This is a genomic window from Actinokineospora spheciospongiae, from assembly GCF_000564855.1.
Classification (GTDB): Bacteria; Actinomycetota; Actinomycetes; order Mycobacteriales; family Pseudonocardiaceae; genus Actinokineospora; species Actinokineospora spheciospongiae.
In genome coordinates, this window is record NZ_AYXG01000147.1 from 1 (window position 1) to 25,367 (window position 25,367).

General features: G+C 69.7%; 28 protein-coding genes and 1 pseudogene. 12 read left to right on the forward strand and 17 right to left on the reverse strand.

The features are described from left to right. Window positions 1-381: 381 nt before the first annotated feature. Both UO65_RS19350 and UO65_RS35970 read right to left on the reverse strand, forming a co-directional pair. The gene (locus tag UO65_RS19350) at window positions 382-762 is read right to left on the reverse strand and encodes a bacteriophage spanin2 family protein (RefSeq protein ID WP_035284645.1); all 381 of its coding nucleotides are present in this window, start codon (window positions 760-762) and stop codon (window positions 382-384) included. 35 nt (window positions 763-797) lie between these two features. Next, a pseudogene (locus UO65_RS35970) lies at window positions 798-2,167 on the reverse strand (serine/threonine-protein kinase). A gap of 26 nt (window positions 2,168-2,193) precedes the next feature. Here UO65_RS35970 and UO65_RS19360 point away from each other — a divergent pair. The 3 genes from UO65_RS19360 to UO65_RS19370 all read left to right on the forward strand — a co-directional run bounded on the left by UO65_RS19360 (window position 2,194) and on the right by UO65_RS19370 (window position 4,901). Continuing rightward, on the forward strand, window positions 2,194-2,829 hold the full coding sequence (locus tag UO65_RS19360; RefSeq protein WP_035284648.1) for a spermine/spermidine synthase domain-containing protein: 636 nt from the start codon (window positions 2,194-2,196) through the stop codon (window positions 2,827-2,829). 254 nt (window positions 2,830-3,083) lie between these two features. Further along, window positions 3,084-4,529, forward strand: a complete 1,446-nt coding sequence (locus UO65_RS19365; protein ID WP_152552165.1) for a hypothetical protein — start codon at window positions 3,084-3,086, stop codon at window positions 4,527-4,529. A 111-nt stretch (window positions 4,530-4,640) separates the two neighbouring features. Then, entirely contained in the window at window positions 4,641-4,901 is a 261-nt protein-coding gene (locus UO65_RS19370; protein WP_035284650.1) for a Prokaryotic metallothionein, read from the forward strand. Window positions 4,902-4,917: 16 nt separating this feature from the next. Here UO65_RS19370 and UO65_RS19375 read toward each other — a convergent pair whose 3' ends face one another. The 4 genes from UO65_RS19375 to UO65_RS19390 all read right to left on the reverse strand — a co-directional run bounded on the left by UO65_RS19375 (window position 4,918) and on the right by UO65_RS19390 (window position 8,807). Next, entirely contained in the window at window positions 4,918-6,486 is a 1,569-nt protein-coding gene (locus UO65_RS19375; protein ID WP_035284753.1) for a multicopper oxidase family protein, read from the reverse strand. Beyond that, window positions 6,483-6,992, reverse strand: a complete 510-nt coding sequence (locus UO65_RS33450; protein ID WP_052021372.1) for a hypothetical protein — start codon at window positions 6,990-6,992, stop codon at window positions 6,483-6,485. Before UO65_RS33450 ends, UO65_RS19375 begins: the two co-directional genes overlap by 4 nt. A 102-nt stretch (window positions 6,993-7,094) precedes the next feature. Then, window positions 7,095-7,937, reverse strand: a complete 843-nt coding sequence (locus tag UO65_RS19385) for a hypothetical protein (protein WP_035284652.1) — start codon at window positions 7,935-7,937, stop codon at window positions 7,095-7,097. A gap of 60 nt (window positions 7,938-7,997) precedes the next feature. After that, window positions 7,998-8,807, reverse strand: coding sequence for a metal-dependent hydrolase (locus UO65_RS19390; RefSeq protein WP_035284755.1), 810 nt, complete (start codon window positions 8,805-8,807; stop codon window positions 7,998-8,000). Window positions 8,808-8,856: 49 nt separating this feature from the next. On the opposite strand from UO65_RS19390, the gene UO65_RS19395 reads away from it, so the two are divergent. Then, a complete protein-coding gene (locus UO65_RS19395) occupies window positions 8,857-9,423 on the forward strand; it encodes a GNAT family N-acetyltransferase (protein WP_035284653.1) in 567 nt (188 codons plus the stop codon). 60 nt (window positions 9,424-9,483) lie between these two features. Here UO65_RS19395 and UO65_RS33455 read toward each other — a convergent pair whose 3' ends face one another. After that, on the reverse strand, window positions 9,484-9,861 hold the full coding sequence (locus tag UO65_RS33455; RefSeq protein WP_052021373.1) for a hypothetical protein: 378 nt from the start codon (window positions 9,859-9,861) through the stop codon (window positions 9,484-9,486). A 137-nt stretch (window positions 9,862-9,998) separates the two neighbouring features. On the opposite strand from UO65_RS33455, the gene UO65_RS19405 reads away from it, so the two are divergent. The 6 genes from UO65_RS19405 (at window position 9,999) to yhjD (ending at window position 15,203) form a co-directional block, all read left to right on the forward strand. After that, window positions 9,999-11,216 (forward strand): NADP-dependent isocitrate dehydrogenase, encoded by a 1,218-nt coding sequence (locus UO65_RS19405; protein WP_035284654.1) that lies wholly within the window; start codon window positions 9,999-10,001, stop codon window positions 11,214-11,216. Between the two features lie 172 nt (window positions 11,217-11,388). After that, window positions 11,389-11,703: a hypothetical protein gene (locus tag UO65_RS19410; protein ID WP_052021383.1), complete on the forward strand. Its 315-nt coding sequence runs from the start codon at window positions 11,389-11,391 to the stop codon at window positions 11,701-11,703. Window positions 11,704-11,726: 23 nt separating this feature from the next. After that, window positions 11,727-12,527 (forward strand): exodeoxyribonuclease III, encoded by an 801-nt coding sequence (locus UO65_RS19415; protein WP_035284655.1) that lies wholly within the window; start codon window positions 11,727-11,729, stop codon window positions 12,525-12,527. A gap of 193 nt (window positions 12,528-12,720) precedes the next feature. Then, window positions 12,721-13,023: a hypothetical protein gene (locus UO65_RS19420; RefSeq protein ID WP_152552166.1), complete on the forward strand. Its 303-nt coding sequence runs from the start codon at window positions 12,721-12,723 to the stop codon at window positions 13,021-13,023. Between the two features lie 42 nt (window positions 13,024-13,065). Further along, on the forward strand, window positions 13,066-14,118 hold the full coding sequence (trpS, locus tag UO65_RS19425; protein WP_052021374.1) for a tryptophan--tRNA ligase: 1,053 nt from the start codon (window positions 13,066-13,068) through the stop codon (window positions 14,116-14,118). A gap of 59 nt (window positions 14,119-14,177) precedes the next feature. Continuing rightward, window positions 14,178-15,203 carry an inner membrane protein YhjD gene (gene yhjD / locus UO65_RS19430; protein ID WP_035284762.1) on the forward strand — a complete coding sequence of 342 codons (1,026 nt, stop codon included), beginning with the start codon at window positions 14,178-14,180 and terminating at the stop codon, window positions 15,201-15,203. A gap of 51 nt (window positions 15,204-15,254) precedes the next feature. Here yhjD and UO65_RS19435 read toward each other — a convergent pair whose 3' ends face one another. The 5 genes from UO65_RS19435 to UO65_RS19455 form a co-directional block, all read right to left on the reverse strand. Next, complete coding sequence (locus UO65_RS19435; protein WP_035284657.1) at window positions 15,255-15,452, reverse strand: hypothetical protein; 198 nt, start codon at window positions 15,450-15,452, stop codon at window positions 15,255-15,257. Further along, on the reverse strand, window positions 15,445-15,738 hold the full coding sequence (locus tag UO65_RS19440) for a hypothetical protein (RefSeq protein WP_052021375.1): 294 nt from the start codon (window positions 15,736-15,738) through the stop codon (window positions 15,445-15,447). The genes UO65_RS19435 and UO65_RS19440 overlap by 8 nt, the downstream gene beginning before the upstream one ends. 395 nt (window positions 15,739-16,133) lie before the next feature. Then, a complete protein-coding gene (locus UO65_RS19445) occupies window positions 16,134-17,309 on the reverse strand; it encodes a saccharopine dehydrogenase family protein (protein WP_035284659.1) in 1,176 nt (391 codons plus the stop codon). A 9-nt stretch (window positions 17,310-17,318) separates the two neighbouring features. Beyond that, window positions 17,319-17,654, reverse strand: a complete 336-nt coding sequence (locus tag UO65_RS36855; protein WP_052021376.1) for a YrdB family protein — start codon at window positions 17,652-17,654, stop codon at window positions 17,319-17,321. 112 nt (window positions 17,655-17,766) lie between these two features. Then, entirely contained in the window at window positions 17,767-18,006 is a 240-nt protein-coding gene (locus tag UO65_RS19455) for an SCO4848 family membrane protein (RefSeq protein ID WP_035284660.1), read from the reverse strand. A gap of 104 nt (window positions 18,007-18,110) precedes the next feature. Here UO65_RS19455 and UO65_RS19460 point away from each other — a divergent pair, with 104 nt between their 5' ends. Continuing rightward, window positions 18,111-19,463: a D-alanyl-D-alanine carboxypeptidase family protein gene (locus UO65_RS19460; protein WP_035284662.1), complete on the forward strand. Its 1,353-nt coding sequence runs from the start codon at window positions 18,111-18,113 to the stop codon at window positions 19,461-19,463. Between the two features lie 524 nt (window positions 19,464-19,987). Next, the gene (locus UO65_RS19465; protein ID WP_035284664.1) at window positions 19,988-20,719 is read left to right on the forward strand and encodes a Clp protease N-terminal domain-containing protein; all 732 of its coding nucleotides are present in this window, start codon (window positions 19,988-19,990) and stop codon (window positions 20,717-20,719) included. Window positions 20,720-20,869: 150 nt separating this feature from the next. Here the strand turns inward: UO65_RS19465 and UO65_RS19470 are convergent, their stop codons facing one another. The 5 genes from UO65_RS19470 to UO65_RS19490 form a co-directional block, all read right to left on the reverse strand. Beyond that, window positions 20,870-22,258, reverse strand: coding sequence for a hypothetical protein (locus UO65_RS19470; protein WP_152552168.1), 1,389 nt, complete (start codon window positions 22,256-22,258; stop codon window positions 20,870-20,872). A 52-nt stretch (window positions 22,259-22,310) separates the two neighbouring features. Further along, the gene (locus tag UO65_RS19475; RefSeq protein ID WP_035284667.1) at window positions 22,311-23,627 is read right to left on the reverse strand and encodes a KGGVGR-motif variant AAA ATPase; all 1,317 of its coding nucleotides are present in this window, start codon (window positions 23,625-23,627) and stop codon (window positions 22,311-22,313) included. After that, a complete protein-coding gene (locus UO65_RS36860) occupies window positions 23,624-23,881 on the reverse strand; it encodes a hypothetical protein (RefSeq protein WP_161784488.1) in 258 nt (85 codons plus the stop codon). Before UO65_RS36860 ends, UO65_RS19475 begins: the two co-directional genes overlap by 4 nt. 260 nt (window positions 23,882-24,141) lie before the next feature. Further along, a complete protein-coding gene (locus tag UO65_RS19485; RefSeq protein ID WP_035284671.1) occupies window positions 24,142-24,369 on the reverse strand; it encodes a DUF397 domain-containing protein in 228 nt (75 codons plus the stop codon). 3 nt (window positions 24,370-24,372) lie between these two features. Next, window positions 24,373-25,224, reverse strand: a complete 852-nt coding sequence (locus UO65_RS19490) for a helix-turn-helix domain-containing protein (protein WP_035284672.1) — start codon at window positions 25,222-25,224, stop codon at window positions 24,373-24,375. Between the last annotated feature and the right edge of the window lie 143 nt (window positions 25,225-25,367).

The following is a 25,367-nucleotide window of genomic DNA, read 5'->3' on the forward strand; positions in this document are numbered from 1 at the left end:
ACATCCACCCACCCGGGCAGTTGCTTGGTCGGGCCGCCGGTTTGTGGGGTGGTCAGCCTGCGTTGACGACACCTGCCCGCCCGGGCATGTCCGTAGCCGGGCCAGCGGTTCTCGGGGTGGTCGGCCGGTTAAGTACCTCCACCCACTGGGGCAGTTGGCTCGCCGGGCCGCCGGTTTTCGGGGTGGTCGGCCGGTCAAGCACCTCCGCCCACCCGGGCAGGGGGTAGTCGGGCTGGCGGTTTTCGGGGTGGTCGGCTGGGCAAGTGCATCCACCCACCCGGGCATCCACCCACCCGGGCATCCACCCACCCGGGCCTCTGCGTAGCCGGGTATTCGCTCTCCGGGCCGGCGGTTCGTGGGGGCTGGCTTTGAGGGCAGGCCCTAGAGGCAGGCCTGGGTCAGCGTGTTGAACGCCGAGACCTTCTCCCTGGTCCAGTCGGCCACCGTCGCCGGGTCGAGGTTGCGCACGTCCAACTCCGACACCTTGTCCGACATGCCGCTCAGCGCGTCGCGCAGGGTGGTGTCGGCGGCCTTGTCGGCCAGGGCCTGGAGTTCGTCGGCGCGGCGCTTGGCGTCGCTCGCGGTCTGCTCCACGTCCTGCGAGCTGGGGGTGAAGTTGGCGAGTTGCAGCGCCTCGATGCAGATGCTGGTCTTGTCGGTGGCCGCGCTGGCCGCGTCGGTCGCCTGCCGCACGGAGTCGCAGGCCGAGAGCCCGCCGACCAGTGCCGCCGCGCACAGGACGGTCGCCAGTCGAGATCGCATCGTTCCCCCAGGGGTGGGCAGTGTGGGCTGCCAGGCTACCGGTTCGTGAAAACGCTCCCGTCCGGTTCGCCCGATTCGGGTGCGGCGAGGCACAGCACGGTCTCGTCGGTCGGCATGACCTCCCGCTTCCACCCGGCGGTGGAGCGCCCCGGCGCGGTCCGCGCCGCCATCACCTCCGCCGAGCACACCCGCGCCACCTCCGGCAGCACGGCGATGGCGGTCGCGGTCAGGTCCTCGCTGCCCTCGGGCCGGAACGTGCCCGCGTAGGCCTGCCACGCGTGCTCCCCCGAGCAGTCGGCGGGCGCGGCCTTGATGTCCACGTCGGCGAGGTTCACCAGCCCGCCGAAACACTTGTCCACCAGGCAAAACCCCTCCCCGGCGCACTCCACCATGCCCTTGGGCACCCGCGGCGCCGCACTGGTCTGACCGGTCTGACTGGTCTGCCCGGCTCCCTGGGTTCCCTGACCCGGGTCGAGCAGTCCGCGCCAGAAGAACCCGGCCGCGACCAGCACCGGCACCGCCACGACCGCCACCACCAGCAACCACCGCCTGCGCGCGGGCGCCACGACCGGCGGCAGCGGCCGGACCGCCCGCAACCCCTCCAGCTCGTCCCGCAACTGCTCGGCCCCCGGCGTCCGCCGGTCCGCGTCGGCGTCGAGCGCGTTGAGCAGGGCGGCGTTCAACGCGGGCGGCGCCCCCTCGATCGGCGGAACGGGCGCCCGCAGCGCCGACACCAACCCGTCGAGGCTGTCCGCGGGCCACGGGATCTGCCGGGGCCGCCGCCCGGTCGCCAGGGTGTAGAGCGTCGCACCGAGCGAGTAGACGTCCCCGGCCCGACTCGGCGCGGCGTGCGCGAACACCTCCGGGGCGGCGTAGTGCGGGCTCAACGCCCCGACGGTCACGGTCACCGAGTCGGCGTGCGCGTCCAGGACGGAGGCCAACCCGAAGTCGGCCAACTTCACCGCCCCGAACGCGTTGACCAGGATGTTCGCGGGCTTGATGTCCCGGTGCAGAATCCCCACCGCGTGCGCGTGCGCCAACGCGTCGGCCAACCGGGCACCGATCTCCACCACCCGCGCGTACGCGAGGGCACCCTGCCGCTCCAGCACGTCGGCCAGCGACCCCCGGTGCACAGCTCCATCACGATGTACGGCCGCCCGTCGGCGGTCACCCCCGCGTCGTAGACGTTGACCACGTTGGGGTGCCCGGAGAGCCGCGCGGCGGCCCGGGCCTCCCGCAGGAACCGCTCCCGGTCCCGCTCGGTCCCCAGGACCCGGTTGTCGACCTTGACGGCCACGTCGCGCTCGAGCCGGTCCTGCCGGGCGAGGAAGACGGTCCCGAACCCGCCCTGCCCCAGCGGCCGACCGAGGGTGAGCCCGGGGATGACGGGCGGAACCGTGTGCACCCCGGGAATCTATAAGCTCACCCCCGATGAACGACAAGACCACCATCGCCAGAGCCCCCGGCCACTGCGGCGAACTGGTCCTCCGCCGCGACGGCGCCCACCACGAGATCATCGCCAACGGCATGTTCCTCATGGACACCCGCGCGGGAGAATCCGAACGCCTCCTCATCACCGCCGCGGCCGACCGCATGCCCGGCCCCCACCTCCTCATCGGCGGCCTGGGCGTCGGCTTCTCCCTCCGAGCGGCCCTCACCCACCCCCGCGTCCACGAGGTGACGGTGGTCGAACGCGAGGAACAGGTCATCGCCTGGAACCGAACCCACCTGGGCAACCAGGACCTCCTGGACGACCCCCGCACCCACTGCGTCCCCGCCGACCTCACCACCTGGCTCCCCCAGTCACCGCAGACCTTCGACGCCCTGTGCCTGGACATCGACAACGGCCCGGACTGGACCCTGGGGGAGGACAACGCGAGCCTGTACTCGGCGGAGGGTGTGCGGATGCTCCGCTCGCGGCTGACCCCCGGCGGGGTCTTGGCGGTGTGGAGCGCCGCCGCGAGCACTGCTTTCGTTGCGCGACTGAGGACGGCGTTCACGGCGGTGGAGGTGCTGGAGGTCCCGGTTGCGCGCGGCGAACCGGACGTGGTCTTCCTGGCCAGCTGACTGGCTTTGACTGCCTTTTTGAAGGCAGCCAGTCGAACCGCGCAATTCTGTCGTATATCAAGCAGTGCTCTGATCCAAGAGGAGGTGAGCGGGTTCTTCGCCGATGGTGCCACGTCGTGGAGTTCGCTGAACTGTGCAGGTGTGCGGACAATGCGCTGCGCGAGCGGATTTCGGCCACCTTTGTGGAGGGTCGCACCAACTGCGGGAGGATGTCACGATCAACGCGGTGTGCGGACCATCTGAAGTGAGAGCGGATGATCAAGGGTGGAGTGAAGGCGCGATGGGCCGTTGGCTTGGTCGTGACGCTGGGGTTCGGGGCATGGTCGGTCGTCAACCTGGTTCTCCCGATATGGCTTTCCGGGCAGGAAAGCCCGCTGGTTGACGTCCTTCGGTTGTTGAGTTGGGTTGGGCTTGCCTTCACCATTCTGCTGGCGGCTCTGCTGATCCGGTTTGCTTCGCGCGGTGCCCCGCTCGTACCCGCGTCGACGTCGCAGAATATTGAAGTGGATCGCATTGAGGGAAATGTGATGCAGGTGGGTGGTTCGTACCACTCGACCAAGTTCGTCACCATCTTTGCGAACTTGCCCCGGGGGGTGAAGGTTGCGGCCATCGTCACCGTGACGGCACAGCTTGTCACGACGGTGCTTTCCGGGGTTGCGATCAGTCGGCTGGGGCGCATTGCGCAGGACGTTTCCACTGAGGTGGCGGGGACTTCCCCCGGGAGTGCGCAACTTCAGTACTCCGTGACCATGTCCATGGGGATGTGCAAGAGCAGTTGGGTGGTCCCGCACGACACCGGGCCGGTGCCCGTGGTGCGGGACGGGCAGCCCGGGGGGACCATCCAAGCCGATGGGAGTCTGTTTTCGGTCACATTCCAGGGCACGCATTCCGTGGCGTTCAAACTGGAATCCATGCGCGCGGAAGTGTTGACGCGCAAACCCGCCGTCGGTGGTGTTCGCCTCAACCCCAGTTGTGAGGAGGGGCTTGACCCCCGGAGTTTTGTCGTCAACCTGAACAAGCCTGAGCCCAGTGTGATCGGGATTCCCGGCAAGCAGGAATCGACCGTGATTCCGCCGCCGGAGTTCCCCTTCGTGGTGAGCCAGTCCGAGTTGGAGCAATTCAACATCACGCCCGTTGTCTCACGGGATTACGTCGAGTGGCAGTTGCGCGTCAGGTACACCTCTCTCGGGGTCAGTGGCGAGATCGTCGTGAACAACAATGGTCAGCCGTTCCGCACCACCGGGACCATGTCGACCGAGGACACCTATTGCGTCAACCTGGCCAGGCTGGACGGAAACTGGTCGTGGGAACCGAGAAGCGCCGAGAACCCGTGCCCCGAGAGGATGACTGTGTCGCAGATCGGCCTGGGTGGGACGTGGGAGGGCGTCGGGGTCGACAGCGGTGAGAATGAAGGGAAAATGGTGGTTGACGATGAATTTGTCACTTGGAGTTCTCGGGGGGAGCAGGCGAGGATTCGACTCGTCTCGGTTGACGGGGTTCGTTCGGAGGGCGGAGAGGAACTAATCGTCAGCGGCGCGGACGGGGATGTTGTGGAGAGCACCATGGCCACGGTGAAGGAAGGGGACAGGGTTTCATTCTGGCAATGGCGTGGGTTCCCGCAGAAGGAGCGGTGGAAGTTCATCACCCAGATGAAAGAGGAGATGTTCTTCTGCCGGTCGGGAGTCGAGTGCGGTGGCTGAGCAGCGGTGTCCCCTTGGTCGGTCCGCCGGGGAGGTAATCCGATGGGGGACAGCGGTTGCCGGGTTCGGTCGGTGGGCGCAGGCTGCTTCTCGACTGAGAGGAGTGGCTCCGTGGCTACCTGTGACACGTGTGGGAACGACTACTGGATGGCCTTCGAGGTGCGGACCGTGGGTGGGCAGGTGCACACCTTCGACAGCTTCGAGTGCGCCGCGACCAAGTTGGCGCCCGTGTGCGAGCACTGCCGGTGCCGAATCCTCGGGCACGGGGTCGAGGTGGCCGGGCAGTTCTTCTGCTGCGCGCACTGCGCCCGGGAAGGCGCCGCCGAGTTGGGGGGTCAGATCCGGGACGCCGTGGGGGCGCGGCCGAGCTAGGCCGGGCCGAGCCGGGTCAGATGGTGGTGAAGTCGGCCATCATGCCCATGTCCTCGTGTTCGAGGTTGTGGCAGTGGAACACGAAGCGGCCCGGGTAGTCGGTGAACCGGATGGCGACCTCCATGGCCTGCGCCGGGAGCAGGTCGACCGTGTCCTTCCAGCCCGCGTCGTACGGGCCGGGGCCGCCGTTGCTGCGGCGGGTGACCTGGAAGTGGTTGAGGTGGACGTGGACCGGGTGGTGGACGTCGGAGGTGAAGCGCCACAGTTCCAGGTCGCCCAGGCGGGAGTGGGCCAGGACGGTTCCGGGGGTGTACGGCTCGCCGTTGATGCTCCAGCCGGGGTCGCCGTTCTGGCTCTGGAAGAGGAATTCCCTGGTTCGGACCGCTTGGCGGGGGTCGAGGTACTCCACTGACGACAGTTCGTCCGGGATGGCCGTGGTGTCCTGCGGGGTCCGGTCCGACACGTCGAAGCACATGACCTCCCCGGTGCGGTCGGTGGCGAGGGTGTTGACCAGGCGCACCCTCGTGCCGGGGGCGTAGCGGGCGAAGTCGAGGACGACGTCGAAGCGTTCGGCGGGGGCCACGTCGATCGACTCGTGGGTCAGGGGGCGGGACAGGAGGCCGCCGTCGGAGCCGATCTGGGTGAAGGTGGGGTCGCCGTCGGGGGGTGGGGGGTCCAGCCGGAGGCCGTAGCGGCGGCAGTTGGAGGCGTTGAGGATTCGGAAGCGGTAGCGCTGGCGGTCGACCGGGAGGGCGGGCCAGGGCGCTCCGTTGACCAGGACGACGTCGCCGAGGACGCCGTTGAGGTGGTCGTCGGTGACGCCGGGGACCGTGAGGTTGGGGGCCAGCGACGGGTAGGCGAACTGGCCGTCGGCGGCGAAGGAGCGGTCGGTGATCATCAGGGGGATGTCGCGGTCGCCCTTGGGCAGCGGCAGCGCGTCGTCCTCGTCGTCGCGGACCAGGTGGAAGCCCGCGAGGCCGCGGTAGACCGTCGCGCCGGTGAAGCCCATGGAGTGGTCGTGGTACCAGAGGGTGGCGGCGCGCTGCTTGCCCGGGTAGACGTAGTCGCGGCTGCCGACGACCGGGTTTCCCGGCACCGACATGTCGTGCGACACCGACGAGCCGTCCCCGGGCAGGATCGTGTCCCCGGGGTAGCCGTCGCTGTCGGCGGGCATGTGGCCGCCGTGCAGGTGCACCACGACCGGGCGGGGCAGCTCGTTGCGGTGGGTCACCACCGCCCGCCGGCCCGACCGGGTGATCAGGGTGGGGCCGGGGAACGAGCCGTTGTAGGTCCACGACGGGGTGCGCAGACCCGGCAGGTACTCGACGTCCGCGGCCCGCTGGGTGATCTCGTAGTAGTCCGTCGCGGTGTCCGAGCGGGTGGGGCGGAGCACCGGGGGGATCGGCAGCGGGCGCCGGAACGCGGGCGGCAGGTGCGCGCCGCTGCGCACCAGCACCCCGGGTTCGCCGCTGCCGTCGAGGACCCGACCGAAGGAGAAGCCGGTGCCGATGCCGACCGAGGCGATGCCGCCCACCACCGCGAGCCCGGACAGGCCGAGGAACCGCCTGCGGTCGACGGGGCTCACGCCGCCGCCGGTTTGCGCCACACCCACACCAGTTGGAACACGACCGCGACGGTGACCGCCACCCCCAGCGGCACGTGCAGCGCCATCGACCGCCACACCCCCGCCGCCATCTGGCCGATCTCGGCGAGGAACAGCAGCACCGCGGCCACCAGCGGCCACACCGTCGCCGCGTTGAACCGCCGGTCGAAGTACGCCGCGCCCACGGTGCCCGCGCAGACCACACCGATCACCATGGCGTTGACGCTGTGCTGTTCCAGGAAGCCGTAGTCACCCGCGAGGTACTGCCCGGCCATCACCGCTTGGGCGAAGACCAGCACCGCGTGCACACTGATGGTGATCTTGAGCCACCACTTGGGCCACGCGCGCTGCACCGGATGGCCGATGGCCCGTTGCACTTTCGCGCGCACGTCACCGCTGGGCGGCCCGACGCCGACCTGCACGGTGGTGTGCGCGATCCCCTGCGGGACACCGAGTTCACCGGTGCCGAAAGAATCCGTCTGCCGCACCCGAAACCTCCCCGAACGGACGAGACCTCGAGTAGACGTCCGCGCGCAGCCTAAAGATCACGCGCGTGATCGGTCAAGCACCGCCCGCGCCCGAACCCGGCCTCAGCGAACGGGTTTCGTCACGCCGCGGACGAGTCGTAGTGCCAGGTCAGGGTGTTCGATGTGCCAGGCGTAGGAGTCCTGCGGGGGGTCGGCGTAGCAGGGCACCTCGTTCACGACGAATTCAGCTACCCCCGGTTGGTCGAGGGTCGACGCGGCGAAGGCGTACAGGTCGGTCAGGCGCGGGCAGATCACCCCGTGGTCGAGGAGCCGGGGCAGCACGCGTTCGGCGGCGATCAGCTCCGGCAGCGACATGTCCCGAACCGGGTAACGCTGGGGGAACACCCGGCAAAGGTTGAGGAAAAGTCCCACCGTGCCGAACCGCGGATCGCCGAGAAACCGCGTCACCGCGCCGATCCGGCCCATCGCCAGCCCCGGTGCGGCCACCAGCGCGTGCGCGTACAGCGCGCGCAGCAGCGACACGTTGATCATCAGTCGTTCGAGCGGCACCTCCCGGCGGGCGAGGTCCTGGTGGGCCAGGTAGCCCGCGACGATGCTCGCGTTGTGCGCCCGGTACCACGTCTCGGGTGACGGCCGCCGGGTGAACGCCACCCACAGCTCCACCGCCCGCGAGGACGCCTGCTCGCCGGGGCGCAGCACGTCCGCCTCCACCTTGTCGCGCAGCAGGCGTTCGTTCACCGCCCGCCACCACGGGCTGCCCGGCCGCGCCGCCCCCGGCGGCTCCAGCACCCCGCGTTGCAGCTCCCACCTGAGGAAGCTCAGCTCCCCCCTGGCGAAGCGCCGCCGCCCCGGCGACCGGTAGAACTCGCCCGCCAGCCGAAACCGGGCCCCGACGTCATCCCGCACTGCCCCGATCCGCTCGGCGGCCAGGTCCTCCGCGCTCACCCACGCAGGCTAGCCGCGTTCGCGGAATCCGGTCGGCGCGTGTGACGCAGCCAGGGGTGCTCAGGCCCAGGGGGTCAGCGGGATGTGTTCGAGGAACGGGACCACACCGGTGCGCTGGAGGGCGATCGCGGACATCCACACCGCGACGACGGTGAGGATGGGACCGACGACGGCCATCTCGACCTTGCCGCCGGTGCGCATCCGCATGATCTTCGGCGGGGCGACCGGGTACCAGGTCTTCCAGGCGATCGGGACCGGCCACAGCATCGGGCAGCCCTGTTCGGTGATCGCGTCGCCGAAGTAGTGGGCGATGCAGCCGATGCCGACGGCGACACCGCAGGCCGCCGCGTCGGCGTCGGTCTGGTCCGTCCACTTGAGACAGGCGTAGGTGAGCAGCAGGGAGGTCCCGGTGATCCACAGGGCGTCGTGGCGGGGGGACCACTTGTGCAGGATGCCGCGCACGGCCAGGCCGCAGAAGAAGAACATCAGCAGCGGCAGCGCCCAGGAGCGGCTGGTCTGGACGGTGGCCGTGGTGACCACCGCGGCGAGCACGGCGAAGACCAGGGTGTGGGTCAGGCCGCGGTGGCCGCCGTCGCGGTTGGAGTCGCGCTTGGTGCGGGTGAGCCGGTAGACGCCGTGGCTGATGGCGTTGATCAGCTTGGAGGCCGCGGCGGTGACCGGGCCGAAGGTGCTCGACACCGTGGACTCCGGGTGGTCGAGGTCGGGCAGCAGCGCCGCGCCCGTGGCCAGCACCGCCCCCACCAGCCAGCCCTTGGCGGACAGGTTGCCCACCGCGCTGCCGGTGGCCAGGGCGGTGACCCCGGCCCACGCGGCCAGCCCGCTCATCGCGTGCGTCGGTCCGGTTGACACCTGCTGCATCCCCCTCGAAATGTCGGCACACCATCCTAGGATCACCGACGTGCTCCGACCCGAGTTTCCGATCAAGACCCGCCGACTCGTCCTCCGCCCCTTCCAGGAGTCCGACCTCGACGCGTTCGCCGACATCCAGGGCCGCGAGGACGTGGCCCGCTACCTGTACTCCGGACCCAGGACCCGCGACGAGGCCGAGGTCCTGCTGCGCGAGTGGGTGGGGCACAGCGCCATCGAGAAACCCGGTGACGTGCTGCGGCTCGCCGTCACCCTCGCCGATCCCGGCACCCTGATCGGCGACGTGGTGCTGGTCTGGCGCAGCGCCGAGCACTCCAGCGGCGAGATCGGCTACGCCTTCCACCCCGACCACCACGGCCACGGGTACGCGGGGGAGGCCGCGATCCAGGTGGTGCGGCTGGGCTTCGAGGGGCTGGGCCTGCACCGCGTCTACGCCCGCCTGGACGCGGACAACCGCCCTTCCGGCAGGCTGCTCGAACGCCTCGGCATGCGCTTCGAGGGCCGGTTCCGGGAGAACGAGTTCGTCAAGGGCCGCTGGGCCGACGAGGCCGTCTACGCCATGCTCCGCGATGAGTGGCTGGACCTCACCGCCGAGTGAACCGCGCCGTCACCCACCCGGGCGGCCAACGCGAAGCCCCGGTGGTGGGGAGCGCGTGGCCTACTCGACCTCGCGGAAGCGCTCGTGCGCGGCCTGCCTGCTCACCCCCAGCGCGGTGCCCACCTCCGCCCAGGTGGCGCCGCGCCCGCGGGCGGCGGCCACGGCCCGCTCGGTGAGCGGCCGGGTCCAGCGGTCGACCTCGGCGAGCAGCTTCAGCGCCACCTCCGGCCTGGTCGAGATCATGTCCACCACCTGGTCGCGCAGCACGTCGGACTTGACCAGCAGCCACGACGGGGGCTCGGAGTCGGCGGCGCCGATGGCGTGGCGCCACCAGCGCTCGGGAGCCTCCGGGCCCTGCTCGCCGAGCCAGCCGCAGTCGCAGGCGGGTCGGTCGGCGGTGACCGAGCCGCGGTGCCCGGGGATCTCCAAGGTGTCCATGTTGTCAAGGTACCTTGACGGCCTACGATCCGTGTCCAGGTGACCGTGCACACATGCACGTGCCGCGCGCCGGGGTAGCAGTACGCTTGTACCGCTTAGTGTGCGAAGTCAGCAGGGCGAGAGGAGCACCGCGGCTCATGGCCAAGATCAAGGTCCAGGGGAAGGTCGTCGAACTCGACGGCGACGAGATGACCCGCATCATCTGGCAGTTCATCAAGGACAAGCTGATCCACCCCTACCTGGACGTCGACCTCGAGTACTACGACCTGGGCATCGAGCACCGCGACGCCACCGACGACCAGGTCACCATCGACTCCGCCAACGCCATCAAGAAGCACGGCGTCGGCGTCAAGTGCGCCACCATCACCCCGGACGAGGCGCGGGTCGAGGAGTTCGGCCTCAAGAAGATGTGGGTCTCGCCCAACGGCACGATCCGCAACATCCTCGGCGGCGTGGTGTTCCGCGAGCCGATCATCATCTCCAACATCCCGCGGCTGGTGCCGGGCTGGACCAAGCCGATCATCATCGGCCGCCACGCCCACGGCGACCAGTACAAGGCCACCAACTTCAAGGTCCCCGGCGCCGGTGAGCTGACCATCACCTTCACCCCGGAGGACGGCTCCGAGCCGATCCAGCACGTCGTGGCCAACTACGGCGCCGACGGCGGCGTGGCGATGGGCATGTACAACTTCACCAAGTCCATCGAGGACTTCGCCCGCGCCTCGCTGTCCTACGGCCTGCAGCGCGAGTACCCGGTCTACATGTCGACCAAGAACACCATCCTCAAGGCGTACGACGGTGCCTTCAAGGACATCTTCCAGCGCATCTACGAGGAGGAGTTCAAGGCCGACTTCGACGCCAAGGGCCTCACCTACGAGCACCGCCTGATCGACGACATGGTCGCGGCGGCCATGAAGTGGGAGGGCGGCTACGTCTGGGCCTGCAAGAACTACGACGGCGACGTGCAGTCCGACACCGTGGCGCAGGGCTTCGGCTCGCTGGGCCTGATGACCTCGGTGCTGTCCACCCCGGACGGCCGCACCGTCGAGGCCGAGGCCGCGCACGGCACGGTCACCCGGCACTACCGCCAGCACCAGGCGGGCAAGCCGACCTCGACCAACCCGATCGCGTCCATCTACGCCTGGACCCGGGGCCTGGCCCACCGCGGCAAGCTCGACAGCACCCCCGAGGTGATCGGCTTCGCCGAGTCGCTGGAGCAGGTCGTCATCGAGACCGTCGAGAGCGGCAAGATGACCAAGGACCTGGCGCTGCTGATCAGCAAGGACCAGGCGTTCCAGACCACCGAGGAGTTCCTCGGCACCCTGGACGAGAACCTGCAGAAGAAGATGGCCTGATCTCCCGGCCCGCTCGCTCGGAGGCCCCCGTCGCACCGCGCCGGGGGCCTTCACGCTTCGTGACGCCGGGTTGGCCCCTGCGGGTGGTTCGGCGGACGGGGACTGGCGCGCGGCGGGGTCGGTGCGCGACCGTGGGCACGGACTTGCAGACCTGGTGTGGGGAGTGTGCGACGTGGTCCTGCCGAAGCGGACTTTGCTCATCGGCGGCGGAATCCTGGCCGTCATCGTCGTGTACTCGTCGAGCCAGGCGCCGCCGGGCAGCACGGAGACCGGGCAGACCGACACGACCTGTCGGGTGGAGGTGACCGCCGACGTGCTCAACGTGCGGGTCGCCCCGGACGGCGGCGCCGAGGTGGTGGGCAAGTTCAGGCTGGGCGCCGAGTCCGACGCGGGCAAGACCGTGCAGAACGGCTTCCGGCAGCTCGGCGACGCCCGGTGGGCCTCGTCGGAGTTCCTGAGGCCGATGGCGGGCCGCGACTGCGGCTGAGGGCGGCCATTTAGGCTGTCGGCGTGACGACGGTCTCCACGGTCAATGTGAACGGGCTGCGCGCGGCGGCGAAGAAGGGCTTCACCGAGTGGCTAGAGGCCACCGAAGCCGACGTCGTGTGCCTGCAGGAGGTGCGCGCGGACCCGGCCGACCTGCCGGAGGAGCTGGCCTCCCCACCGGGCTGGCACACCGTGCACGCCGAGTCGCGGCTGCTGCGCGGGCGCAGCGGGGTGGCGATCTACTCCCGCGCGGAGCCCACGGCCACCCGGGTCGGCTTCGGGGTGCCGGAGTTCGAGGCCAGCGGCCGCTACGTCGAGGCGTGGTTCCCCGGTCTGGTGGTCGGCAGCCTGTACCTGCCCAGCGGCGAGGTCGGCACGCTGCGCCAAGAGCAGAAGGAGCGCTTCATGGCGACCTTCCTGCCGTACCTGGTCGAGCTGCGCGCCAAGGCCGCGGCAAGCGCTTGCGACGTGCTGGTCTGCGGCGACTGGAACATCGCCCACCAGGAGATCGACCTCAAGGCCTGGAAGACCAACCGCAAGAACTCCGGCTTCACCCCGGGCGAACGCGCGTGGATGGGTCGGGTGTTCGACGAGGCGGGCTACCGCGACGTGCAGCGGCTGCTGCACCCGGACGGCCCCGGGCCGTACACGTGGTGGTCCTACCGGGGCAAGGCGTACGACAACGACTCCGGCTGGCGCATCGACTACCAGGTGGCCACCCCGGGCCTCGCCGTCCGCGCCAAGTCCGCCGAGGTGGAGCGCGCCGCCACCTACGACGAGCGCTGGTCCGACCACGCCCCGCTGACGGTGGTCTACAGCCGCTGACCTGGTGACGCTGAGCGGTCGGTCGCACGCGGTGGGTGTGGTGACGGCCACCCCGGACCCGCTACGCCATTCGGCGAGCGCTAGGGTCCAGAGACATCCGATAGTGATACCCACGCCGAGCGGGGTTGACACATTCGGTAGTTTCTTTTCTGGTCCGCAAGTGGGTTTAACCCAATCGAGGGACGGTTCGGCTTTGTCAGCATCACGGAAGACCCTGGGTGGCCGGGTGGCCTGCACCGCGGGCGCGACGTCGGCCCTGCTGGTGCTCGGCGCGAACGCCGCGGTCGCCGAGTCCGTGCCGGTGCAGAGCGCGGTCGGGATGCCGATCGGCGCCGTGGGCGTCGGTGCCGTGGTGGTCGGTGTGGGCGGGATCGTCGTCGGGCTGCTGCGCCGCAAGAAGGCCCCGGTGGTCGCCGCCAACGCCCGCGTCGAGCAGGTCGTCGTGCCGCTGACCGTGCCCACCGCGCGCGTCGCGGTCGAGCCCGCCGACCGCTAGGCCGTATTCGGTCCCGCGAGCGGGTACTGGGAGAATCCACGCGTGTCGACCGAGCAGAGCACCCCCGCGCAGAGCACCCCCGCGCAGAGCACCCCCGAGCGCAAGCCGCGCGTCCTGTCGGGCATCCAGCCGACAGCGGACTCGTTCCACCTCGGCAACTACCTCGGCGCGGTCCGGCAGTGGGTTTCCCTGCAGGACGAGCACGACGCCTTCTACTTCATCGCCGACCTGCACGCGATCACCGTCGAGCAGAACCCGAAGCAACTGCGCAAGCGCACCCGGGTCTCCGCCGCGCAGGTCCTCGCGCTGGGGCTCGACCCCGAGCGCACCACGATGTTCGTGCAGAGCCAGGTCCCCGAGCACGCGGAATTGGGCTGGGTGCTCCAGTGCCTCACCGGGTTCGGCGAGGCCGGGCGGATGACGCAGTTCAAGGACAAGTCGGCGAAGCAGGAGGCGGTCAGCGTCGGGCTGCTGACCTACCCGATCCTCCAGGCCGCCGACATCCTGCTCTACCGGCCGCAGTACGTGCCCGTCGGCGAGGACCAGCGCCAGCACCTGGAGCTGACCCGGGACCTGGCGCAGCGGTTCAACAGCCGCTTCGGCAAGACGTTCCTCCCGCCGGAGCCCTACATCCTCAAGGACACGGCCAAGATCTACGACCTGCAGGAACCCGGCGCGAAGATGAGCAAGTCGGCGTCCACGCCGTCGGGGATCATCGAACTGCTCGACGACCCGAAGGTCTCGGCGAAGAAGATCCGGTCCGCGGTCACCGACACCGGCCGCGAGGTCGTCTACGACCCGGAGAACAAGCCGGGTGTGTCGAACCTGCTGTCGATCTTCTCCGCGCTGACCGGTCGCACGGTCGAAGACCTGCAGAACTCCTTCGAAGGCCGGGGTTACGGCGACCTGAAGAAGGAACTCGGCGAGGCCGTCGCCGACTTCACCACGCCGGTCCGCGACCAGGTCCAGTCCTACCTGGACGATCCGGCCGAGCTGGACCGCATCCTGGCCAGGGGCGCCGACCGGGCCCGCGAGGTGGCCTCGGCGACGTTGAGCCGGGTGTACGACCGGGTGGGTTTCCTCGCCCGGCCCTGAGATCGGCGTGAATTCATTTCGCGTTGCGGGTGGGCCGGTGCGGCAATAGATTTCCGGTGGTGACCGAGAGCGCGGGGAAAACCGCCGACAAGCCGGAAACCAAGCTCGCCCGGCTGCGGGCCCGCCCCGGGATCGACCACCTGGTCCGGGCCTACAACGCGTTCACCGAGCGGTACGGCAACCACTTCGCCGCGTCGATCACCTACTTCAGCGTGCTTTCGCTGTTCCCGCTGCTGCTGGTCGGCTTCGCGGTGCTCGGTTTCGTGCTGGCCGGGGAGCCCTCCACCCTGGCGAGCTTCCAGGAGGGCATCTCCGAGGCGGCGCCGCCCAACCTCAAGGACCTGATCGACACCCTGGTCGACACCGCCATCGAGGAGCGCGGCAAGGTCGGCGTCATCGGCCTGGTCACCGCCGCGTACACCGGCCTCGGCTGGATGGGCAACCTCCGCGACGCGCTCACCGCCCAGTGGGGCCACAAGTTGGAGTCGCCGCCGTTCCTGCGCGGCCTGCTGGTCGACCTGCTGTCGCTGCTCGGCCTCGGCGCCGCGCTGGCCGTCTCGTTCGGCCTCAGCGCCGTCGGCAGCGGCCTGGCGGACACGCTGCTCGACCTGGTGGGGCTGAGCGGGTCGACCGTGGCGCGGGTGCTGCTGTTCGTCGTCACCACCGCGCTCTCCCTCGGCGCGAACTGGCTGGTGTTCCTCTGGGTGATCGCCCGGCTGCCGCGCAGGCAGGTGAGCGTCAAGAGCGCGGTGCGCGGCGCCGCCGCCGCGGCGGTCGGGTTCGAGATCCTCAAGCTCGTCGGAACCCTCTACCTGAGCACCGTGCTCGGCGGGCCGCTGGGCGCGCTGGTCGGGCCGATCGTGGGTCTGCTGGTGTTCGCCAACCTGGTGTCGCGGTTCCTGCTGTTCATCACCGCGTGGACGGCCACGGCCAAGGAGAACATCGTCCCCGAGCCGGTCCAGCCGCCCGCGCCCGCGGTGATCCGCCCGGTGGTCGAGGTCGCGGGCCGCCCGAAGCCCAGGCAGGCGCTCGGACTGGTCGGTGTCGGGGCGGGCCTGGCCCTGCTCTGGCGCCGCCGGAAGTAGCGCCCACCCGGCCCCGGGCGGCGGGAACTGGAGACTCCACTGTGGACGTCCTCAGTCGACTGCGCCGTCGATGACCACCTGGTTGCGGCACAGCCGGGCGGCGGTGTCGAGGATGTCCGCCAGTTCCAGCCAGGGGCAGCCCGACGGTCCCTCGGTGGTCGCCCGCACGACCAGTTCGCCGGTCTTGTCCCGCAGCCGCACCAGCGCGGTCACCAGGTCGGTCTGCTCCAGGGACAGGTGGTCAGGCACGGCCGCTCCGGCGCGCCCAGTTCTCGGCCATGCTGCGCAGCAGGTCGGTGTCCGACCAGTCCCCGTGGGTGGCCGGGATCGCGTCGACCAGCGGCTGCGGTCCTTCCAGCACCGGCGGCCGCAGCCGGTCCTCGATGATCAGGAACCGCCGCTGCTCGACGCAGGTCCCGCGCATGACCGCGACGTACCGGTCGCCCTTGGCCCAGCGGAACGTGTGGCCGAACAGGTAGATCCGGGAGCAGGCCCGGCTGCCGTCGTAAGGGTGTGTGAGGCCCTTGAAGCTCATGGCGCAACTGTGCCAACGGTGCGCGCATTTCAGTTATGGATACAGGTGAAACCATTGTGGACTCGTCAGCGACTGTTTCGCGGTCCAGTCCGCCCGACCGGGAGAACCGAGAACGCCCTCCCGGTAAACCTGGCGTCCGGCGCCTCATTCTTTGAAACCAGGCCGGATCACACCGCGATCCGCACCTCCCGTGTCCAGTCAGAACTCGCCGGAGCATGCGCGATCCAGGCCGGTTTGCGACCGGCGGGATCACTTTCTGCCGCGAAAGGACGGAAAAGCCGGTCGCACACCCGGCCGACGAGAACCCGCCCAACCGGCGAATCCCCCTCCCGAAGCAGCCGAAGGCCGGATGCTGAGACGGTGTTGCCGGGTGTGGCCGAGTGTGGCCGGGCCGGTCAGCCCTCGACGACGGCGAACTTGATCCCCGCGGCGATCAGCCGGTCGGTGAGGGCGTCGCCCATGGCGACGGCCGTGGTCACCTGCCCCGAGGACACGGGCAGCTCGTCGAAGGCCAGGCACAGGGCCGACTCGCCGAGCATCTTGGCCGTCTCACCGTAGCCGGGGTCACCACCGGAGACCTCGGTGACCACGCGCTTGCCACCACCGGTGCCGACGAAGCGCGCGCGGAACCACCCCTTCTCCCGCTGCTCGGCGCTCGGCCCGTCACCGGAGGACATCCGGCCCAGGAGCCAGGTGCGCGCGGGCGGCACCTGGGCGAGGGCGAACAGCGCCCCCACCCCGGCCGTCAGGCCGACCATCGCGGGCAGCCGCTTGAAGCCCAGGTAGTGGCCGTAGGTGAAGTCCGGGCCGTAGCGCTCCAGCGCCCGGGCCGAGCGCAGGACGACCAGCGGGTCCACCGTGGGCGCGGGCAATCCCCAGAGCGCCAGGGAACCCTCCCGGGTGGGCCGCATGGGCACACCGCGCACCTTGCGCCCCTCGGGCCTGCCCTCGCGCCTGCGCCGCTCGCCCGCCGCCCGCGCCGCCGACCGCATCCGGCCGAAGGCGGTGATGGCGCTCTGGAACGTGCCCCCGGAGACCGTGCCACCCGCCTGGACGAAGCCCTCGACGCGCAGCGGCACGCCCTCGGGCAACCGCTTGACCGTGTAGTGCACCCCCAGGTCGTACGGGATCGAGTCGAAGCCGCAGCAGTGCACGATGCGGGCCCCGGTCTGCACCGCGCGCTCGTGGTGCAGCAGGTAGCTCTGGTCGACGAACTCCGGCTCGCCGGTCAGGTCGACGTAGTCGGTGCCCGCCTCCGCGCACGCCCCGACCAGCGGGTCGCCGTAGTGGATGTAGGGCCCGACGGTCGTGATGACCACGCGCGCCGACTCCGCGACCGCCCGCAGCGAGGCCGGGTCGGTGACGTCGGCCGGGAGCAGGTCCAGCTCGGCCAGCACCGGGTCGATGGCGGCCAGCCGCAGCCGCACCTCGGCCAGCTTGGCCTGGTTGCGGCCCGCCAGCGCCCAGCGCAGCTTCGCGGGCGCGTGGCGCGCCAGGTACTCGGCGGTCAGGCCACCGGTGAAGCCGGTGGCGCCGAACAGGACGACGTCGTACTTGCGACCCTCGGGCATGGGCTGACATTACCCATGGGTAACCGACCTCGGCCACACCACCTCGCTGACCAGCACCAGCAGTGCCGCCGCGCCCAGCACCACCGCGCCGACAGACCACCCGGACACGGCCAAGCCCACCACGGCACCGGCGAAGACCAGCGCCAGAAGACCGAGCCGGGCGGACCGCGGTAATCGGTGGCGCGGCCGGGGCGCCAGGAACAGCGCCCACACCGAGGCCCCGACCACCAGGACCGCCGCCCCCAGCACCCACGACACCCGCGACCCCCACCAGGCGAGGGCCAGGAAGGCCAGCACCTCCACGAAGAAGGCCACGAGCAGTTGCAGCCCACGCACCGCGATCACCCCCCGGAACTCCTGCGAATCCTTGTGCGATCCAGGGTAGGGAGATCCGGCGATCGGCGCGAAAAGTTGTCCACAGACCCGCTGACCAGGGCGCAAAGCGGATCGGCCGGGGTCAGGCGGCCTTGCGCCGGGTGGCGGCGAAGCCGCGCCAGCCCAGCACGCCGATCGTCGTGCCGAACAACAGGGACGCGGCGGTGAGCACGACGTGCACCACCAGGAACCCGGTCGGGGCACCGGACGGGTCGAAGGACCGCTCGTCGGCCCAGATGTTGCCGAGGAAGGTGGGCCAGATGATCCAGGACCACACGCCGAAGGCCAGCAGGAACAGCGAGACACGGCGGCTCATCGTCACCGCGACATCTTCACACCCCCGGTACCCAGCGCGGACGGCACCACCTGGCGGGCGGGGAGCGGGCCGGATCGTGCCCGGATCGTGACAGGCCTTAATCTGCTCGTGTGCGCTCCGCAGCCCGCAGGTCCGTGCCCGCTCTCCTCGTGACGCTCTGCGCCCTGGTGCTGGCGGCGCTGATGGCGACGCCGGGGGCCTCCGCGTCCACCCGCGGCCCCCGGAAGGTCCAGCAGACCACCGAGGGCCAGGCCACCCCGACGGCGCAGACCAGCAGCGCCCAGTGCTCCAACCACGACCGGCCACCCGCGCCGATCGACACCTCCGAGGAGCCCAAGCCCGGCGAGACCACCCCGCCGCCGCTGCCGGTGCCCGCCGAACCGGTGGGCGGCACGCGGATGGGCGAGTGCGGCCTGGTGTTCCCGGCGGGCGCCAAGACGGCCATGCCCGGCAACGTGACCGCCGCGTCCTGGGTCCTCGCCGACCTCAGCACCGGCGACGTCATCGCCGCCAAGGACCCGCACGCCCGCGAGCGGCCCGCGTCGCTGATCAAGGCGCTGCTGGGGGTCGTGGTCATCCGCAACCTGCGGCTCGACGAGGTCGTCGTCGGCACCCAGGCCGACGCCGACCAGGAGGGCACCAAGGTCGGCATCGGCCCCGGCGGGCAGTACACGGTCCGCCAGTTGCTGTTCGCCCTCCTCATGCGCTCCGGCAACGACGCGGCGCACGCCCTCGCGGTCAAGCTCGGCGGCGTCGACGAGGCGCTGGAGAAGATGAACTCCCTCGCCGAGGAGCTGGGCGCCCTCGACACCCGCGCGGCCACCCCCTCCGGCCTCGACGGCCCCGGGATGAGCACCTCCGCCTACGACCTGAGCCTGGTCTTCCGCGCGGCCATGAAGCACAAGGAGTTCGCCGAGGCGGTCGCCACCAGGACGATCGACTTCCCCGGCTACGGCAACAAGCCCGCCTTCAAGGTCAACAACGACAACCGCCTCCTGGGCAGGTACCAGGGCTTCCTCGGCGGCAAGACCGGCTTCACCGACGACGCCCGCCACACCTACCTCGGCGCCGCCGAGCGCGACGGCCACCGCCTCGCGGTCGTGCTGCTGCGCGGCGAGCTGAACCCGGACCCACTGCCCAACCAGGCGAGCCAGCTCCTGGACTACGGCTTCGCCCTGCTGGAGGAGAAGTCCGAGCCGGTGGGCAAGCTCGTCGACAAGGCCCCCGAGGCCCAGCCGAAGCCGGAGGGCGGCCTGGAGACCGACAACCCGGCCGACTCGGCCCCCGAGGGCACCACCGCCGCCTCGGCGACCGCCGACGCCGACCGGTCGGCGTTCGGCAACTACGGCGTGCCGCTGGTGGCGCTGGCGGGCGTGGCGATCCTGGGTGCGGCGGTCATGTGGTTGCGCAACCAGCGCGCCAAGGCCGCCCGCAAGGCCCGCATGGCGGCCAACAACAGCTAGGTGGCCAGGCTGCGCGGGTAGTCGGGCCGCCGCCTCGACGGACGTGGTGCAGAGCGCCGGGTCCGGGTGACCCCAGACCACGGCGCTCTCTGCGATGACGAGGTGGCCGCCGGTGGGGCGGGAGCGGAGCGGGTGCCGGTGAAGCGGCTGCCCCGGACCTCGCGCAGGCGCTTCCACTCGCTGTCGGACTCGCTCCTGCGGCTGGTGTCGCGGGCCCGCGCGGACACGCTGTCGGCTGTTTCGGCGACTTCGGCGCCCATCCCCTCGACACCCGCCCCGGCCGCCGCCGAGGACCAGGGCGCCCACCGCGCCGATGACGAGGACTCCGCGCCGCCTCCGGGAATCCAGCGGCCGTCTCCACCGCGCGGCTGGTCAGGTCTGCCCATCGAGTCCCCCCGGTCGAGTTCCGGTACACCCTGGTTGGCCGCGCCCCGCGCGATGAGGCACATGGAGAGGCTTCACTCGATGAAGTGCTGTCAACTCTGTGTTGACAGTGGCCGGACTGTCAACCTAAGGTTGACGACATGACGGAACCAGTGAAGGCGTCGATCCGGCTCGACGAACTGATCGACTCGATCAAGAAGGTGCACCCGGAGGTGCTGGAACAGCTCTCCACCGCCGTGATGACGGCGGACCACCTCGGGGAGGTGGCCGACCACCTCATCGGCCACTTCGTGGACCAGGCGCGGCGCTCGGGGGCGTCGTGGACCGAAATCGGCAAGAGCATGGGGGTGACCAGGCAGGCGGCGCAGAAGCGGTTCGTGCCCAAGGGGGACGAGGAGGGGATGGACCCGAACGAGGGGTTCAAGCGGTTCACCCCCCGGGCGCGCAACGTGGTGGTGACCGCGCAGAACGCGGCCAAGGAGCACGGGAACGACCAGATCGTGCCCGCCCACCTGGTGCTGGGGCTGCTGGCCGAGCCGGAGGGACTGGGCGCGGCGGCGATCATGGCGCAGGGGATCACCCCGGAGCAGGTGCGGGAGGCGGCCGTGGCCGTGCTGCCCGGCCCGGCCGAGAGCGTGGGGGCCCTGATCCCGTTCGACGGCGGGGCGAAGAAGGCGCTGGAACTGACCTTCCGCGAGGCCCTGCGGCTCGGGCACAACTACGTGGGCACCGAGCACATCCTGCTGGCCCTGCTGGAGTTCGAGGCGGGCGACGGGGTGCTGAGCGGGCTCGGGGTGGACAAGACCGCCGCTGAGGCGCTGATCCAGGAGAAGCTGGCGGCGATCGTCGCCGCGCAGGAGAAGCAGGCGTGACAGCGGAGAAGGCCGTGGGGGAATCCCCACGGCCTTCTCCGCGTCGCGGATGATCAGCAGAGGCACCGGCCGAGGTTGAACAGGGGCGCCCAGAGCGTCGTCACAGCGAAGGGCTGTGCCGCCGTGGGGCGCTACAGCCCTTTCGGGCGGTCATTGCTGCTTGACACGTGGAACTCCACCCTTGCGGCCGATGTCGAACGCGATTCGGTAGACGTCGGGCAGGTCCAACTTCTTGTTGGTTCGGATGGTCATGACTCCGAGGTCGATCAGTTCCGCGATGAGGCCCTCGTAGTCGGTGCTGAGCGGGCCGGTCGCGAACATCGTCTCGTTGTCGGAGTCCTCCTCCGAGAGTTCGCTCGTCATCGACCGCTGCGTGGACAACGCCGCATTCAGCTTCACGTTCTTCCACCGACTCGTCACCTCGTCCCGCTCGATGGGGACCTGGGTGCCGCGCAGTGGGTCGATCGCGTTGGACACCCACGGGGTGTCCTCCTTGACCTCCTGCACGCGGATCTGCGAAGCGTGCTGAACCCCTTGGCGGATGGCATCCCAGTGGAGTGCGTGCGCGTGCCCGGAAAAATTTTCCTCGGTCTTCTGGGTTGCGCGCCACAGTGCGCTGAGGAAACTCCGCGGGCTGACCTGTTGCCTGCCGTCCGCCAAGTGGTTCGGCAGCCAGGTGTACGTGTAGCCCTTGCGGTGATCCGTTCCCATGTACCTGCCTGCGATGCGCTCCAGGACCTTCCGTTGTTTGTCCTCGTCGCCGTTGTGGTGTTCCGTCCAACCGGTTTCCGACAGAAACCCTGTGCTGTGTTCGGATTCAGCGCCGCCCATGTAGTGGAACAGCAACGCGTACAGGCTCGTGTTCGTCCAGCGCAGGTCGGTGATGTTCGCGATCAGCTTCGACGCGTCGGCGAAGTCGAGCTTCGCCGTGTCGAACATGTCATAGCGGATGAACATCTTCACCCGGAGGTTCCGGGTGCTCGTGCGCAGGGTCAGGGCCAACTCGAAGATGCCCCTGGCGAGCTGGTCCGCGATCTTGCGGTCGCTGTGCAGGCGGTCCATCGCGTCGAAGAGGAGCAGTTTGATCCGATCCTCCCGGCCCGCCTGCTCGTCCAAGTCCAGGATCGAGTCCTCGACCACACCGGGGTTGTCGACGACCCACTGGACCCGGCCCGGCCAGTCGTCGACCGCTGTCAACGCGGGCACCCCGAGCCCGAACAGTGCCACAGCGGTCCAGATGTCCGACGGTCGGAAGCGGTGTCGATCCACCAGGGCTTGCAGCCTGCGCGGATTGGGGTACTGCTTGCTCAGCTTCGCGCCGAAGCCCGGGAGGGGATCGACCCGGTTCAACAGGTCCAAGCTGTAGTGGCGAGCCGCGATCTCACGCAACTTGTCGTCTTGCAGTGCCTTGAACCACACGGTCTTGCCGACACCGCGCCCGCCGCGGACGACTGTGGTGTCCGGGTCGAGTGCGTTGCGGTGGCCCGCGGGGGTGAAGAGGTTCCGGGGATTGGGGTCGATCGTGTCCGCGTCGACCACGGCGGGCAGCGCCGCGCCGAGCAGTTGTCGGTATTCGACCGGTGTCAACATGTCAGGCACCTTCTTCGAGCATGGTGGACACGCCGTCGACGAATGGCCGGTAGGCCGCTTCGACCAGGTCGGTCGTGGCCCAAGAGGTGTTGCGGCTCGGGTCCAGGCCCACCAGGTCCGGGTTGTGGACGATGGGCAGTGGGAAGTGCGGGGCCGAAGGGTCGTCGGGGGCAAAGTTGAAGAGGTCCAGGTCCACGGTTCCCTCTTCGTCGTCGTAGAGGGTGGTGGCGAAGCACTCTTGGGCGTTGTCGGCGAAGCTGCGGAGGTAGTCGTCCGCTCGGTTCGACGGGACCATCGCGGCGACCATCTTGACCCGGTTCCTGATGCTGTCCCTGGTGACGGGGGCGAGGCTGGTGCGCCACTGGTCGAACAGGGACCGGTAGCCCTGCCAGGTCTGCGTGTTGTCCGTCGCGAAGAGGAGGGCCAACGTGCTCAGCTGGGTGATGGCGACGGCGGCCACGTCGTGGATGCCCGCTCGGCTGTCGAGGAGGACGACGTCGGGTTGTCGGCTGCGCCGGGCGACCTGTGCCTCGCAGGCCGCGATGGCGTCGGCGAGCCTGCGGCCGAACGTCACCGCTTCCCGGTCCGGGGTGGCGGGGAGGTCGAAGTAGGCGCGATTCAGCTTGTCGAGGTAGGAGTAGCCGTCGCGCGGGCGGCCGCCTGCTGATGCCAGCCACACTTCTCCGTTGCCGTGGAGTGGGCCGATGGAGTCGCTCTTGATGACCAGGTCGAGGTCGGCCTGGTTGCCCACCGCTGACTCGACCAGGTGGTCCACGATGCCGTGGTCGGCGTACTGGAGGTCGGAGTGGAGCAGTGAGCTGACGCCCGGGGACTCCAGGTCGAGGTCGACCACCAGCACCGATTTGCCCTCGCGGGCGAGGTGGCGGGCCAGGACGAAGGTCGCGGTGGAACGGCCGACACCGCCCTTGAAGCCGTAGAGGGCCACGCGGGTGCCGGTCGGCTCTCGGGCGGGCCGGAGCCAGTCCGCGCCGACGGTGCCGCGCTCGACCACGTACACCCGATCGGAGTCGGCGATGAAGGGCGGGACGGGGTGTCGGTCCGGGGACTTGAGGACCAGGTCCGGTGCGAACATCGTGCTGACCGGCATGACGGGCTGTTGACCGACGAACGGGGCGCACCGCTCTCGCAGCCGTGTGCGGAGCGCGGCGACCCGCGGGTCATCCTCGGGGAGGTCCACCACGAGGGATGACCGGCCGAGCAGGTCGCGGATCACGGTCACGTCCGTGGAGAGGTTGGTGGCGGCGGTGTTGGCGATGTCGATCGCCCTGCGCCACGCCTCATCGAACCGGGTGGTCATGACAGGGCTCCGTCGATGTGTGCCTGCGCCAGGATGCCGACGACTGTTCGTGCGGCGGTGACGTGCGCGGCAACCGCGGCCGGGGTCAGGTGTGAACCGTCGGAGTACCGCTCGGCGACGTTCCAACCTGCGAACGGCTGAGTCGCGAGCACTGTCATGAGGGTGCTCGCCGACCTGCCTTGGACGATGGTCGCCATCTCGGGCCAGAGGGAGTTGACGTGCATTGTGATCGATTTGCCGGTGGTGGGGTGCACGACGAGGTCTTTCTGGTTGACTTGCCCCCGAGGAAACCGACGATCAGTGCTTTGAGCGCACTCGGCTGCCAGGCCCGCTAGGTGGTCGGCGTTAGCCTGCCGGGAGTTGCCTGGAGAAATTCCGCGTCGGCCACGTGGCGTTTGGCTGCTGAGTCGAAATCGGCCGAGGGTGCATGTGACACCGCATCAGGGTACCGGCCGTTCCCGCTGATGGCGGGCGGTGAGGCCGTGTTCCCGGGGCACGACCTCACCTGTCGTCATCAGCGGGCGCGTTGGGCGAAACTGATCAAGGTGGGGGTGGGGAGTTCGAGGGTGGGGCCCTCGGGGTGCTTGGAGTCGCGGACGAGCAGCGAGGTGTCGGCCCAGGCCAGTTCGACGCAGTCGGACTCGGTGCCGCTGAAGCTGGCCTTGCGCCAGGAGAGCTCGACGCAGGCGGACTCGGTGGCGCTGTGGCTGGACTTGCGCCAAACGCCAGTGCTCTCGATCATCGCTTATTCACTCCGTTCGTAGCGAGCCAGTGCTTCCTCCACCATCTTCGCTGATGCGGCGGGGTCGAGGGCAACCGCCGTCATGCTGGCTACGGCATTTTCGTAGGGTTCGACGTTGGCCCGCTCATCGAGGAAGAGGCCGGAGCGGAGGTTTTCGACGTGCACGATCGGCTCGCCGTGCTTGAAGCGAGCCAGCACGAAGGCGCCTGCCACGCCGGTGTGGCCGCCGTGGTCGAACGGGATGACGTGGAGATCGATGTTGGAGCGTTCTGCCACAGCCAGGAGGTGGCGGAGTTGTTCGGCCATCACTCGCTTGCCGCCAATGCGGCGGTGCAGCACAGCCTCATCGAGGATCGACTTCACGTGCGGTGGATTCGCCTGGTCCAGCACGCGCTGCCGGTCCATGCGTTGCTGTACTCGCGGCTCGATGTTGGCCACCGGCACGCCGCCTGCATTCATCATCGCGCGGGTGTAGGCGACGGTTTGCAATAGGCCGGGGACCAGGATCAGGTCGAAGAGGGTGAGTTCGACTGCTTCCGACTCGTACTCGGCCAGGGTGATCGCCTGGGTGGTGATGCGGTCCTGGTGGGTTTCCAGCCAGGTTGACCGGTCCGCGTCCCTGGCCATGGAGAGCAGGCGTTCGCGCTCGGGGCCCTTCACACCGTAGAGGGCCAGCATGGCGATCACTTCATCGGGGCTGGCGTTGCGCTTGCCCGTTTCGATGCGGCTCACCGTGGACTGGGACCAGCCGAGTTGGTCGCCCACGGCCGTCGAGGTGAGGTCGGTGGCCTTTCGTGCGGCTCGGAGGCCGGTGGCCAGGCCGCGTGCTTGGGGTTTGGGGCGGGGCTTGGGCACCGGACCCTCCTTCGGGTGACTCTGTTGCCAACTGTTGCCAGCGTCGAGACGCCAGTTCTATGCTGCATGAAAGCATAGAACGTGGAGGCATCATGCGGCTTGGATATGTCCTGTGTCGGGTGGGGCCTGGGGTGGGGGCCCGG

Excerpts from the sequence above, each read along its gene's own strand:
- UO65_RS19405 (WP_035284654.1), top strand. The coding sequence starts at position 9,999 with ATGGCCAAGATCAAGGTCCAGGGGAAGGTCGTCGAACTCGACGGCGAC.
- UO65_RS19360 (WP_035284648.1), top strand. The coding sequence starts at position 2,194 with ATGAACGACAAGACCACCATCGCCAGAGCCCCCGGCCACTGCGGCGAA.
- UO65_RS19365 (WP_152552165.1), top strand. The coding sequence starts at position 3,084 with ATGATCAAGGGTGGAGTGAAGGCGCGATGGGCCGTTGGCTTGGTCGTG.
- UO65_RS19475 (WP_035284667.1), bottom strand. The coding sequence starts at position 23,627 with ATGACCACCCGGTTCGATGAGGCGTGGCGCAGGGCGATCGACATCGCC.
- UO65_RS19350 (WP_035284645.1), bottom strand. The coding sequence starts at position 762 with ATGCGATCTCGACTGGCGACCGTCCTGTGCGCGGCGGCACTGGTCGGC.
- UO65_RS19485 (WP_035284671.1), bottom strand. The coding sequence starts at position 24,369 with ATGATCGAGAGCACTGGCGTTTGGCGCAAGTCCAGCCACAGCGCCACC.
- UO65_RS19440 (WP_052021375.1), bottom strand. The coding sequence starts at position 15,738 with ATGAGCTTCAAGGGCCTCACACACCCTTACGACGGCAGCCGGGCCTGC.
- UO65_RS33455 (WP_052021373.1), bottom strand. The coding sequence starts at position 9,861 with ATGGACACCTTGGAGATCCCCGGGCACCGCGGCTCGGTCACCGCCGAC.
- UO65_RS19445 (WP_035284659.1), bottom strand. The coding sequence starts at position 17,309 with ATGCCCGAGGGTCGCAAGTACGACGTCGTCCTGTTCGGCGCCACCGGC.
- UO65_RS19465 (WP_035284664.1), top strand. The coding sequence starts at position 19,988 with ATGACGGAACCAGTGAAGGCGTCGATCCGGCTCGACGAACTGATCGAC.